This window comes from Arthrobacter rhombi (genome assembly GCF_039526245.1).
In the GTDB taxonomy this organism is placed as follows: Bacteria; Actinomycetota; Actinomycetes; order Actinomycetales; family Micrococcaceae; genus Arthrobacter_H; species Arthrobacter_H rhombi.
The window spans coordinates 305945-318782 of record NZ_BAAAIV010000004.1; the positions used below are offsets into that span (position 1 = coordinate 305945).

The window sequence follows — 12838 nt, forward strand, 5'->3', positions numbered from 1 at the left end:
ACGGCACGGGCAGCGTTCTCGACTCCCGCACTCGGGATCCCGCACTGGCTGGTCGCGTTCGGGATCTTCGCTCTGGCGGAGGTGGGCGCGCTGCCCGGGTCCGCTCAGATACCAGGCAGGATCGTCACATCATCGGCGTCGACAGTGGGGCTGGAGCCACACGCTTCAGTTCCCATTGGCGCCGGTCACGGCCACCCACCTTCCCCAACCGATCCAGGAATTCCTCGTCGTGGCTGACGACCACGAGACCGCCCGCATACGCGCGCAATGCCCCCAGCAGCTGGACGATGGTCTCGTGATCAAGGTTGTTCGTCGGCTCGTCCAGGAGCAGCAGCTGCGGGGCTGGGTCAGACAGAAGAATCCGCGCCAGTGCGACTCGGAAGATTTCCCCGCCGGACAACTGGGATACGGGCTGCCCCACGCGTGAGCCGCGGAAATGAAAGTGGGCCAGCCTGGCCCTGATGTCCTCCACGGGTGTCTGCGGAGCCGCCGCCCTCACATTCTCCAGGACCGACGCCGAGGCATCCACCCCTTCCCAGCCTCCATCGTCCGCGGAGAGATCCTGCCGCAGCACGCCGACCGGCACGGCAGCGGACCTTTCCAGCTCGCGAAGCAGGGACGTTTTTCCCGCCCCGTTCCGACCGGCCAGGACGATCCATTCGGGCCCCCGGATGACCAGCCCCGGCCCCGGCACCTGCTCCATCCCCTCTTCGGTGACGCCGTACGGTACGTCCGCAGGTGCGACGTGGCGCATCAGCTCGCGTCCAGCAGGGACCCGGGTGCCGGGCAGGTCGATGGTGATGGACAGATCCGGTGGCAGGTCATCTTTGGCGGCATCGAGTTCGGCCCGTGCCGCATCACTGCTGGCCGCCATGGATTGACGTGTCCGCCCGGCCGTCTCCTGGGCGCGCTTGCGCAATTCATTGGCCAGGATCTTCGGGAGGCTATCGGCCGCTTTCCGCCCTTGTTTGGCCCGTCGGGCCAGTTTCGTCTCGGCTTCGACCTGCTGCCGACGCTCCACAGCGCTCTTGGCGCTGGCGTCGCGCACCCTGCGTTCGGCGCTTTCGAGCTCCGCGGCCTTGACGCCCTGGTAGTGCGCCCAGTCGCCTCCATGTAGATGCAGCTCCACGGATCCGGGAAGCCCGGCACGGACGCCCACCGGGCGCAGTTCGGCAATGGTGTCCACGAGTCCCAGCAGTGTCGTGTCGTGCGTGGCAACCAGCAACGTGCCACGCCATCGCTCCACTGCCGAGTACAGCCGGCCCCGGGCCTCGCGGTCCAGGTTGTTGGTCGGTTCATCGAGGAGCGTGATGGGTCTGCCCAGGAATTCGAGGCCGGCCAGGGCGACGACCATGGCCTCTCCTCCGGACAGCGTCGCCGCGGTCCGGTCGAGGAAGCCGGGGCCCGCATCCTCCAGCCCATGTCCTGCCAACAGGGCGATGGCCCGCTCCTCGAGGTCCCAATCGTCACCGACGCTGGCCAGGTCCTCTTCCAACTGACCTGTTTGCCCGTCCAGAATCCGACGCAGCGCCGCGAGCCGTCCGGAAACACCGAGCAGGGAAGCGACAGTTGGCCGGGGATCCCTGATGGGTTTTTGTTCCAGGAAGGCCGGAGGCGAGGATACGTGCAGCGTGCCGGCGTCCGGCATCAGTTCACCGGAGATCAGCCGCAACAGCGCTGACTTGCCAGCCCCGTTCGGGCCGACAAGACCCGTCGTGCCGTTGCCAAATGTCGCGCTGAGGTCATCAAAGACCAGTCGTCCGTCGGGCCAGGCAAAGGCCAGGTGGTCGAGAAGGATGGGGTGGTGGTTCTGCATGGAGGTCTCCTGGGGTGGCGAATGCGCCAGGAGGACCCGCGGGGTGTCGCGGTGGATCTCGGCGCAGGGCTAGGCGAAGGCGGCCGAGATGTTCACCGGGATTCCTTACGTCGGGGAGGGGACCATGCCAGCATCGCACCACTCATTGGGAGATGTCAATGGGAGTCTGCATGACTTCTCGCGACACCCCCGATCCATCCGATATTTCGTGAAGAACGTTACATAAATTGTATTGAGAAGAGGTTGTATGTCTTTAATAGCAGCGCCTTAGGTAAGGCTACCCTGCATGATCCTCGACTTCGAAGGAACCCCATGAACTCTTCGACCCAGCGCGCGGCTTCCACTGCCACGCTTCAGCAGCCGGCAGGCACCTCGTCGGCCGACTTGGCCACCGGCCTCGAGTCCCTGTTGTGTGGCGACACCGCCCATCGCTACGTGGGAGAGTCCAACGCTGCCACGTTGGCGGCCGCCGAGGCCATCGCCACCGCGGCCGGCCCCAGCACCGGCCCGTCACCCCACCAGCTGGAGGTTTCCATCGACGCGGTGGACCTGGAGACCCCCCTGGGCAACACCGAAGCCGCCCTGGCCGAAGCAGCCGAGCTGTATACCCGGGATGCCGTCTACTTCCACCACCCCGGCTACGCCGCCCATTTGAACTGCCCCGTGACCATCCCGGCCGTTGCCGCCGAGTCGTTGGTGACCAGCCTGAACACCTCGATGGATACGTGGGACCAGAGCGCAGGAGCCACCCTGATCGAGCGCCGCCTCATCGACTGGACCAGCAAACTGGCGGGTCTGGGCGGCTCGGCGGACGGCATCTTCACCTCCGGAGGAACCCAGTCCAATCTCCAGGCCCTGCTGATCGCCCGCAACCGGGCCACTGCGGGGCGCTCCGGCAGCCTGCCCCAACGGCTCGAGGGACTGCGGATCTACGCGTCCGCCGAGAGCCACTTCAGCGTCTCCCGTTCGGCCGCCACACTCGGCCTCGGCGACGAGGCAGTGGTGTCGGTTCCGGTCGATGCAGACCACCGCATGGACACCGGCGAACTGGCCCGCCTGCTGGCCCAGGGCGCGGCAGCGGGCGAGCAGGCCATGGCCATCGTCGCCACCGCCGGCACCACCGACTTCGGCGCGATCGATCCCTTGCGCGATGTCGCCGGGCTGGCGAGTTCCTACGGGGCATGGTTCCATGTGGACGCCGCCTACGGGTGCGGGCTGCTGGTGTCGTTGCAGCACCGCGAGCGCCTGTCGGGCATCGAATCAGCCGATTCGGTGACCGTCGACTTCCACAAGTCCTTCTTCCAGCCCATCGGGTCCAGCGCCTTGCTCCTGCGGGAGGGGGACGCCTTCGGGCACATCACGCACTACGCCGAATACCTCAATCCCGCCCGCGAGGCCGGCCAGGCCCCCAACCAGGTGGAGAAGTCGATGCAGACCACACGCCGCTTCGATGCGCTCAAGCTTTGGATCACCTTGCGTTCCATCGGCGCCCGCCCGCTGGGCGCCATGTTCGACGAGGTCCTCGACCGGGCCCAGTCGGCCGCCGATACCGTGCGGTCAACGCCCCGGTTGCTGCTGGCCGCCGAACCGCAGTTGAGCACCGTGGTGTTCCGCTACGTCCCGGTGCCGGGCACCAGCCACACGGAGGAGGACGCCGATCGGCTCAATGACGCCATCCGCGCCCGCTTCTACGCCTCGGGCGAGGCCATGGTCGCCGCCACCACCCTCGACGGGCGGCGCCACCTGAAGCTGACATTGCTCAATCCCCGCACCACCGCGGCCCAGATCGCCTCGATCATCACCGCCGCCCGCGATCATGGCGACCATCTGGCCGCCGCTTCCACCCCGGCCACCGTGGGAGGCCAGCACTGATGCACACCGCAAACACCACCGCCAACGACCGGATCCTGGATGCCGTCGGCATCGGCGCCGGGCCCTTCAACCTCGGTTTCGCCGCCTTGGCGGAAAACGTCCCCGGGTTGGACATCCTCGTCCTGGAGGCCGCCCCCGAGCTCGCCTGGCACCCCGGCATGATGCTCGAGGGCACCCACCTGCAGGTCCCTTTCATGGCCGACCTGGTCACCCTCGCGGACCCGACCAACCGGCATTCGTTCCTGAACTACCTCAAGGAATCCGGGCGGATCTACCCGTTCTACATCCGCGAGGACTTCTACGCGCTACGCGCCGAATACAACAACTACCTGCGTTGGGCCGCCGAACGGCTCGCATCGGTCCGTTTCGGCCAGCGCGTGGTCAGCGCCTCCTTCGAGGCAGGCGTCTACACCCTGGAAGTGGAGCACGACGGCGGCACCTCCCAGGTGCGCACGCGGCGGCTGGTCCTGGGCACCGGGACCACCCCCGAGGTCCCCCCGGCAGCCCGCGACGCCCTGTCCGCCGCGCGGACCGGCGACACCGCCCCGCTCGTGCACAGCTCCACCTACCGGACGGACCGCGACCGGCTGCGTTCGCGCCGCCGCCTCGCCGTCGTCGGCAGCGGCCAAAGTGCGGCAGAGGTGTTCGCCGACCTGCTCGGCGGGTTGGGCGATGACCAGGAGTTGCTGTGGATCACCCGCTCGCCGCGCTTCTTCCCGCTGGAGTACACCAAGCTCACCCTGGAAATGACCTCGCCGGAGTACATCGATCATTTCCACTCCATGCCGCAAGAACGCCGCGACCTGCTCAACGCCACCCAGAAGTCGCTGTTCAAGGGCATCAACGCCGATCTGATCAATGAGATCCACGAGATGCTCTATCGCCGCAGCGTCGAGGGGGCGCCCCCGGTGCGGTTGTTGGCCGCGACCTCGCTGGAGTCCCTGGAGCAGGACGGCGGGCGCTGGCAGTTGGGGCTGCGCAACCAGGACGACGGCGGCACCCAGGTGATCGGTGTCGACGCCGCGGTCCTGGCCACCGGGTACTCCTACCGTGAGCCGTCCTTCCTGGCGGGAATAGCGGACCGGTTGGAGCGGCTGCCCGACGGCCGACTGGACGTCGACCGCCACTACTCGGTCGGCGTCGCCGGGGACATCCTGGTCCAGAATGCCGAACTGCACACCCACGGATTCACCGCCCCCGATCTGGGGATGGGCGCCTACCGCAATGCGGTGATCATCAACCGGATCACCGGCGTCGAGCACTACGCCGTCGAACGACGCATCGCCTTCCAGGAATTCGGCACCCCGGGAACCCCCGGAAACCCCTCGCCCACCCCATCCGCCACGCCCCTGCAGGAGGCCACCGCATGACCGCCCAGACCCTGAGCACCCACACCGGTACCCACGACACCCCACCGGCCCGGTTCACCTTCCGTCCCGTCGATCCCAGCACGGATGCGCAGTTGCTGCATCGCTGGATCGCCACCGAGCACGCACGCTTCTGGGGCATGCCCGATGCCACCCTCGACGAGGTCCGCGACGAGCACCGCGCCATCAGCGCGAACCCCCACCACCAGGCGCTGATCGCCGAGCACGAGGGGAAGCCCTCCTTCCTGCTGGAGACCTACGCCCCGGAACACTCGCAGCTGGCCAACGCGTATCCCCGGCGCCCGGGCGATGCCGGCCTGCATCTGCTGCTGCCCGAGCCGGCCCATAACGACACCGTCGCCCGCAGCGGCTTCAGCGAAGACGCCCTGCGGGCCGGCCTGGCACACCTCTTCGCCGATCCTGCCGTGTTGCGCGTCGTCGTCGAGCCCGATGCCCGCAACTCCGCGGTCCATTCGCTGAACTCCCGGCTCGGATTCGTTCCCTGGCAACGCGTCGAACTGCCCGAACTCCCGGGCGCCCCGGCCAAGACGGCGCTGCTGTCCTGGTGCACGCGTGCTGCCTTCGCGGCGGCCACCGGGTTGCCGTCGTCTTCGGTCGTCCACCTCTCCCCCGGACGCTGGGCCGCCGCGCAGCGTCACGTCCTGGCCAAGGCGATCGCCGAATTCACCCATGAACGGCTGCTCCACCCCGAGCCGGCACCCGGCGGTTGGGTGTTGCACGGCCACGGCTATGAGTATGCGTTCTCCGCCACCGTGCATGCCCTGGAACATTGGATGGTGGACCCGGCATCCATCGAGGTCCGGACCATGGCAGCTGACGGCGCCCGCTCCGGTGCAGACGTTCCCGACGTCCAGGAGTTCGTGGTGCGCTTCCGCGACGAGCTCGGACTGGCCGATGCCCAGCTGCCCCTCTACCTGGAGGAGCTGGGCAGCACGCTGGCCGGGCATTGCTTCAAGCAGCTGCACTCGGGCGCCACCGCCGACGAACTGGCAGTGGGCACCGGTGATCCCGTGGCCGACTTCCAACGCATCGAGGCGTCCATGACCGAGGGACACCCCTGCTTCGTCGCCAACAACGGACGCGCCGGCCTGGGCACTGCCGACTACCTCGATTACGCCCCGGAAACCGGCGCGGTGATCGAACTCGAGTGGGTTGCCGCCCACACCAGCCGCGCGCATTTCTCGGCGGTCAGCGGGTTGGACGTCGAGGCCCTGCTGGACGATGAGTTGGATCCCGGCCAGCGTGCCGCCTTCGCCGAACGCCTCGACGAGGCCTGCCTGTCCACCGGACTGGATCCGGAGGACTTCCTCTACCTGCCGGTCCATCCGTGGCAGTGGGAGAAGAAGCTCTCGGTCACCTTCGCCGGGGACATCGCCACCGGGCACCTGGTGCATCTGGGGTCCTCCGGTGACCTCTACCAGCCCCAGCAGTCGATCCGCACGTTCTTCAACCGCAGCGCGCCCCGGCGGCACTACGTGAAAACGGCGCTGTCGGTGGTCAACATGGGCTTCATGCGCGGGCTCTCGGCCGAATACATGAAGGCGACGCCGGCCATCAACGACTGGCTGCAGGGGCTCTTCGACGCCGACCCCGAGGTGGGACGCAGCCGCGCGGAACTCCTTCGCGAGGTGGCGGCCGTCGGCTACGCCAATCCCCTGTTCCACTCGGCCACCGACCAGCATTCGCCCTACCGCAAGATGCTGGCCGCGCTCTGGCGCGAGTCACCTGTGGACCGGCTGCAGGACGGGGAGTCGCTGGCCACGATGGCGTCGCTGCTGCATGTGGATGCCGACGGGAGGTCCGTCGCCGCGGCGATGATCCGCCGGTCGGGTCTGGGTGCCGGGCAGTGGCTCGGCCGCTACTTCGACGCCTATCTGGTACCGCTGGTGCATTGCCTGGTCGCCCACGATCTGGTGTTCATGCCCCACGGGGAGAACGTCATCCTGGTCCTGCATGACGGCGTTCCGCAGCGGGTACTGCTCAAGGACCTTGCCGAGGAGGTCGCCGTGCTGGGAGACCGTACCCCGCTGCCCGCAGCGGTCGAGCGGATCCGTGCGCAGGTTCCCGACGCCGAACGCCGGCTGGTGGTCTTCACCGACATCGTGGACTGCTTCCTGCGGTTCCTGGCCCCGCTGCTGGAGCGCGAGGCGTTGATCTCCGAGGCGGGTTTCTGGGATGTGGCGGCCGACCGCCTGCGGGCCTACCGCGCCCGGAACCCCGAAACGGCGCAGGCCTTCGACGCGCTGGAGCTCTTCGGGGATGAGTTCGAGTTGTCCTGCCTGAACCGCCTGCAGTTGCGCAACAACCAGCAGATGCTCGACATCGGCAACCAGTCCGAGGGCCTGCTCTACGCGGGGTCCCTGGCCAACCCGTGGGCCGGCAGATAGCTGCTGCTCAGGCGAGCTGGCCGATCAATGCGGCCTCGTGGTCCGCGCTCAATCCCGAGCGCGGACCTTCGCCGTCTGCCCCCTGGAGTCCGCCGTCGGCGGCGATGATGTCGGCAAAGGTCTCGGCCAGCGGCCGGCGGACCAGCCCCCACCGCAGTGCCTTGCGATCGGAACGGCGGGCGAACCCCGCGAAGTCGCTGCCCGCCGGCAACACCAGCGGCAGCGAGCGCGGCCCCGCCCAGGGTTCCACCGTGTCGTCCTCCATGCGGTGCAGAGGATAGGCGGCCACCTCCCCGGTGTATGCGGCGGCGCTTTGGGCGCTGGCGATGACATCGCCCAACGGCATTTCAGCGCCGACCGCGTTGACGGGGCCGTGGCGTCCGTCCAGGCCGGCGCGCAGGATGAAGGCCGCCAGATCGCGGACATCAACGATCTGGACGTAACGGGCATCGTCCTCGTCCTGCGGGACCAGCACCGGTTCACGTCCAGCAGCAAAGCGCAGCGGCCAGTAGGTCGTCCGTCCGGAGGGGTCCCCGGGGCCGCCAATCAGGCCAGGTCGTACAAGCAGGACGGCGTTGCCGCGTGAGGCGACGGTGAGCCATTCGCAACCGGCCTTCGCTGCCCCGTACTGGTCGTCGGTGTACTCGGCGGTGGAGTCCAGGGCGGCCAGCAGCTGGGCGGCTTCAGCGGCCCCGGGTTTCGAATGCAGCGCGTAGGCCGAGCAGGAGGAGACGTAGACCCAGTGCTCGGCGTGCGGTGAGAGCGCTTCGACGGCGGCCTTCGCGTGGGCCGGCTTCCGGGTCAGTTCGACGACCAGGTCCCACGCCCCGGTGGCTGCATCGTAGGCGCCGTCGGTGTCCCGGTCGGCAATGATGGCGGTGGCACCGTCCGGGAATCCTCCGGTGGTTCCGCGTGCCAGGCAGGTGACCTCATGCCCCTCTCCCAGGGCCTGCTGCGCGATGGTCCGACCAAGCCACTGGGTTCCACCGAGGATGAGGATTTTTGCCATGCCCACCAGCCAACTCCCCCGGGCTGGGTTCTGGCAAGTCGAATGGGCAAAGTTCTGCACCGACTTCCGGTGGGGTGCGGCTCAGCTCGTCGGTGACGGTCGACGTGAGAGGCGGAACCGCAGGCCGGAACGGACCTGTGGCCATTCTGCGGCAGTGATCGAATACACGCAGGTGTCGCGCAGTGACCCGTCGGCCATGCGGGTGTGGGAGCGCAGGACGCCGTCGAGTTTGGCGCCGAGCCGTTCGATGGCCGCCCGGGACTGCTGGTTCATCCAATGCGTCCTGAATTCGACGGCGGGGCAGTCCAGGGTCTCGAACGCGTGGCCGAGCAGCAGCAATTTGGCATCGGGGTTCGTCCCGGTGCCCTGCGCCGAGGCACGGTTCCAGGTGGAGCCGATCTCCACCCGCGGCAGCGAAGCATCGATGTTCATGTAGGTGGTCATGCCCAGCAGCACCCCGTCCGCGGCCCGCCGGGTGGCGAAGGGCAGCATGCTGCCGGCCTCCTGCAGGTCCAGCCGCCGCTCGATCTCCGCGGCCATCCCCTCGGGGCGCGGGACAGCGGTGTACCAGAGGTTCCACAGTTCTCCGTCGCTGGCCGCTTCCACCAGCCCGTCGTGGTGTTCGGGTGACAGGGGTTCGAGGGTGACGAGTCCCCCGCGCAGGGTGACCGGTTCGAGCTGGTTCATGGTTCCCAGCCTACGATCCGAGCAGCAGCCGGCGTACCGCGTCGATCTCGGCCGGTTCCAGCCCCTGGTCCAGCAGGAACGCCTCCACCTCGATGCCGTCGACGAACTCGGCCAGGGCCGCCTGCCGTCCGGTGAGCGCCGCCTCCAGCTCGGCGGGTGCCAGATGGCGTTCATAGGGGTGCTTCACCGGGCTGACCCGGTGCCACTCGTTGATGCCGCGCGCCCCGGCGTCGTACTGCGTCGCGACCGCATCGCGGAGCCCGGCCAGGCAGAGCGCCAGCGAGATGATCATCCCGGTGCGGTCCCGCCCGGCGGAGCAATGCACGACGACGGAACCCCGGGCCTGCGCGAGGGCCCGGAAGACCCCGGCAATGAGCTCGGGAAAATGCTCGAGATTCGCCGAGTAGTAGCGCGGGTCGCTCAGGTACGGGGTATCGGCGGAAGCAGCCGCCGCCATGAACCCGGCGTGGGACTGGTCCTCGGTGGGGCAATGCAGCACCGTGATCCCCGCCAGCGCCCCGGGGCCCACCTCGGGGTCGGTGGGACGACGGCGGCGCTCATCGGCATTGCGCAGGTCCACCACGGTGCGGATCCCGTCGGCATGGGCCTGCCGCCAGCCGCGTTCGGTCAGCCATTCGCTGCGGCCCATCCGATACAGCCGGCCGGCCACGTGCCGGGCGTTGACTGCGCCTTCCCAGTGCACCTCGTTCATGCGCCCATCCTGCCATGGGGTCCGGTGAGTGCCCTCAGCTCCAGTCGTAGAAACCCTTCCCGCTCTTGCGGCCCAGTTCCCCGGCTTCGACCTTGCGGCGCAGGATCGCCGGCGGGGCGAAGCGTTCGCCGAGCTGTTCGTGCAGGTACTCGGCGATCCCCAGGCGCACGTCGAGCCCGACGATGTCGGTGGTCTTCAGCGGACCCGTGGGGTGCTTGTAGCCCAGCACCATGGCGTTGTCGATGTCCTCGGCGCTGGCAACGCCCTCCTCGAGCATGCGCATCGCCTCCAGGGCGATCGCCACGCCCAGGCGCGAGGACGCGAAGCCGGGGGCGTCGTTGACCACCACTGCGGTCTTGCCCAGCCCCGCGACCCAACCGCGGGCGGTATCCACCAGCCCAGGACGTGTCTGCTCGGCCATGACGACCTCGATCAGCGTCGAGGCGGGAACCGGGTTGAAGAAGTGCAGGCCCAGGAAGGATCCGGGACGTTGCAGGTGCCCGGCCAGCCCGCTCATCGACAAGGAGGAGGTGTTCGAGGCCAACACGGCGTCCTCGGCCAGTTCGGCCTCGACGGCCTGCAGGGAGGAGACCTTCAGGTCCCAGATCTCCGGGACGGCCTCCACCACGAGCTCCCGGTCACCGAAGTCGGCGTAGGTGGTGGACACTCCCAGCCGCGCCAGGTGGTCCGCGGCGGTGCCTGCCAGCCCCCGGTCGATCGACTTGCCCACTGCTGTGGCAACGCGTTCGCGCGCCGCTTCGGCACTGGGTTCGTCGCGTTCTACCACCAGGACCTCGACGCCCTGGATCAGGAAGGCGTGGGCGATGCCGGCGCCCATGCGTCCGCCACCCAGGACCCCCACACGTGAAGGCAGGGCGGCGGTGGTGTTCGTGGAGCTCATGGGGGTCATTTCTTCTTCCTGTCGGTGTTCTTGCGGTCCAGGAACGCCTGCATGCGCTCGAACTTGGCCTCTGATTCGAAGAGCATCGACTGGGCCAGGGTATCGATCACGGGATGTGCCTCCCGCGGGGCGTGGAACACTGCCTTGGAAACACGCACGGCCAACGGGTCCTGGGCGGCGATCGAGTCCGCCAGGATGTTCGCCGCGGCGTCCAGATCGGCGGGTTCGACGAGTTCGGTGATCAGGCCGATCCGCAGGCATTCCTCCCCACGGACGACCTTCCCTGCGAGCAGCAGGTGCTTGGCCATCGGTTCCCCGATGAGTTCCTTCAGCCGCCAAGTCGCCCCGGCGGCCGCCATGATGCCCAGGTTGGTCTCCGGGTTGCCCATCCGCAGGGCCTCGGTGCCGATGCGGAAGTCGGCGGCGTAGGCCAGCTCGGCTCCGCCGCCGAGGGCATACCCGTCGAGGGCGGCGATCACCGGCATCGGCAGTTTCGCGATGCGGTCGAACAGTGTCGAGTTGATCCCGGCCAGCGCGTCCTCGCGGCGGCGCGCGCGCAGCTGGCCGATGTCGGCGCCGGAGGCAAAGATCCCCTTGGCCCCCGTTTCCGGGTCACCGGGCGTTCCGGAGAGGATGAGGATCCTGGGGGCCGTCTCCAGGTAGGTGCAGATGACGTGGAGTTCATCGACCATGGTCTGGTCGATGGCGTTGCGGACCTCCGGGCGGTGCAAGCGCACCCACAGGCGGTCCTCGGCCTCGGTGACCAGCAGCGTGGTGAAGGCTGCGGCATCGAGCCGGGGGCCGCCGTCGTGCCCGGGTGCTTCCCCGCCCACGGCTAGACGCCCTCGACGAGCAGCGCCGCGCCCTGGCCGACGCCGACGCACATGGTCGCCAACCCGAGCTTGGACCCGGATGTGGCCTCGCGTTCCAGGCGGCCGAGCAGCGTGATCACGATCCGGGAACCGGAGGATCCCAGCGGGTGGCCCAGGGCGATGGCGCCGCCGTCGTTGTTCACGATGCCGGGGTCCAGCCCCAGTTCGCGCATGGAGGCCAGTGACTGCGAGGAGAAGGCCTCGTTGAGTTCCACGGCGGCGAGTTCCTCCACGGTGCGTCCGGTGCGCTCGAGGATCTTGCGGGTCGCCGGAACCGGGCCGATGCCCATGATCTCCTGGGCCACTCCGGCGGAGGCGCCGTCGAGGATGCGGGCGCGGGGTTTCAGACCGTACTTCTCGATGGCCGCCTCGGAGGCGACGATGATCGCCGAGGCGCCATCGTTGAGGGTCGAGGCGTTTCCGGCGGTGACCACGCTGCCGCCCTTGACCACGGGCCGCAGGCCGGACAGGACCTCCAGGGTGGTCCCGGGGCGGGGGCCCTCGTCGGTGTCCACGATCGTCTCGGCCCCCTTGCGGCCCTTGACCGTGACGGGGACGATCTCGTCGGCGAAGCGTCCTGCGGCGATGGCGGCCAGGGCACGTTCGTGGGAGCGGACGGCGAAGGCATCGCAGTCCTCGCGGGAGGTGCCGAAGACCCGGGCGACCTCCTCGGCCGTCTCGGGCATGGAGAACGTGGCCTTGCCGTCGCGGGAGAGTTCCCCGGAGAGGAAGGCGGGGTTGGGGAAACGCCACCCGATCGAGGTGTCGTAGCTGGCTCCTGGCTTGGCGAAGGCCTTGTCCGGCTTCTCCATCACCCAGGGGGCACGTGACATCGATTCGACGCCGCCGGCGACCACGATGTCGGCGGCTCCTGCCTTGACCATGTGCGATGCCATGGTGATCGCCGACATGCCCGAGGCGCACAGCCGGTTCACCGTGATGCCCGGGACCGTGTCGGGGAAGCCGGCGAGCAGCCAGGCCATGCGGGCGACGTTGCGGTTCTCCTCCCCGGCACCGTTGGCATTGCCGAAGATGACCTCGTCGACCAGGGACGGGTCGATGCCGGCGCGTTCGACGGCGGCCTGCACGGTCAGTGCCGCCAGGTCATCGGGACGCACGGAAGACAACGCCCCCCCATACCGGCCGACCGGGGTGCGGGCTCCGCCCACCAGGAATGCTTCTGACATGCAAAAC

At 68.6% G+C, this 12838-nt stretch carries 10 protein-coding genes; 3 read left to right on the forward strand and 7 right to left on the reverse strand.

What is annotated here, in order from left to right:
- Nucleotides 1-124: 124 nt before the first annotated feature.
- The gene (locus ABD088_RS03920) at nt 125-1816 is read right to left on the reverse strand and encodes an ATP-binding cassette domain-containing protein (protein WP_343900209.1); all 1692 of its coding nucleotides are present in this window, start codon (nt 1814-1816) and stop codon (nt 125-127) included.
- Between the two features lie 312 nt (nt 1817-2128).
- Between ABD088_RS03920 and ABD088_RS03925 the strand changes: the two genes are divergently transcribed.
- The 3 genes from ABD088_RS03925 to ABD088_RS03935 are packed head-to-tail and all read left to right on the forward strand — an operon-like array spanning nt 2129 to nt 7463.
- Nucleotides 2129-3688 (forward strand): pyridoxal phosphate-dependent decarboxylase family protein, encoded by a 1560-nt coding sequence (locus tag ABD088_RS03925; protein ID WP_343900210.1) that lies wholly within the window; start codon nt 2129-2131, stop codon nt 3686-3688.
- Nucleotides 3688-5058 carry a lysine N(6)-hydroxylase/L-ornithine N(5)-oxygenase family protein gene (locus ABD088_RS03930; protein WP_343900211.1) on the forward strand — a complete coding sequence of 457 codons (1371 nt, stop codon included), beginning with the start codon at nt 3688-3690 and terminating at the stop codon, nt 5056-5058. Before ABD088_RS03925 ends, ABD088_RS03930 begins: the two co-directional genes overlap by 1 nt.
- Nucleotides 5055-7463 (forward strand): GNAT family N-acetyltransferase, encoded by a 2409-nt coding sequence (locus tag ABD088_RS03935; protein ID WP_343900213.1) that lies wholly within the window; start codon nt 5055-5057, stop codon nt 7461-7463. Before ABD088_RS03930 ends, ABD088_RS03935 begins: the two co-directional genes overlap by 4 nt.
- Nucleotides 7464-7470: 7 nt before the next feature.
- Here the strand turns inward: ABD088_RS03935 and ABD088_RS03940 are convergent, their stop codons facing one another.
- From ABD088_RS03940 to ABD088_RS03965, 6 genes are all read right to left on the reverse strand, one after another.
- On the reverse strand, nt 7471-8472 hold the full coding sequence (locus tag ABD088_RS03940) for an NAD-dependent epimerase/dehydratase family protein (RefSeq protein WP_343900214.1): 1002 nt from the start codon (nt 8470-8472) through the stop codon (nt 7471-7473).
- A gap of 81 nt (nt 8473-8553) precedes the next feature.
- Nucleotides 8554-9159: a GNAT family N-acetyltransferase gene (locus ABD088_RS03945; protein ID WP_343900216.1), complete on the reverse strand. Its 606-nt coding sequence runs from the start codon at nt 9157-9159 to the stop codon at nt 8554-8556.
- A 10-nt stretch (nt 9160-9169) separates the two neighbouring features.
- Nucleotides 9170-9871, reverse strand: coding sequence for a tyrosine-protein phosphatase (locus ABD088_RS03950; RefSeq protein WP_343900217.1), 702 nt, complete (start codon nt 9869-9871; stop codon nt 9170-9172).
- 34 nt (nt 9872-9905) lie between these two features.
- Nucleotides 9906-10772 carry a 3-hydroxyacyl-CoA dehydrogenase family protein gene (locus tag ABD088_RS03955; protein ID WP_343900218.1) on the reverse strand — a complete coding sequence of 289 codons (867 nt, stop codon included), beginning with the start codon at nt 10770-10772 and terminating at the stop codon, nt 9906-9908.
- Nucleotides 10773-10777: 5 nt separating this feature from the next.
- The gene (locus ABD088_RS03960; protein WP_343900219.1) at nt 10778-11605 is read right to left on the reverse strand and encodes an enoyl-CoA hydratase/isomerase family protein; all 828 of its coding nucleotides are present in this window, start codon (nt 11603-11605) and stop codon (nt 10778-10780) included.
- Between the two features lie 2 nt (nt 11606-11607).
- Entirely contained in the window at nt 11608-12831 is a 1224-nt protein-coding gene (locus ABD088_RS03965) for an acetyl-CoA C-acyltransferase (protein ID WP_343900220.1), read from the reverse strand.
- Nucleotides 12832-12838: the final 7 nt, after the last annotated feature.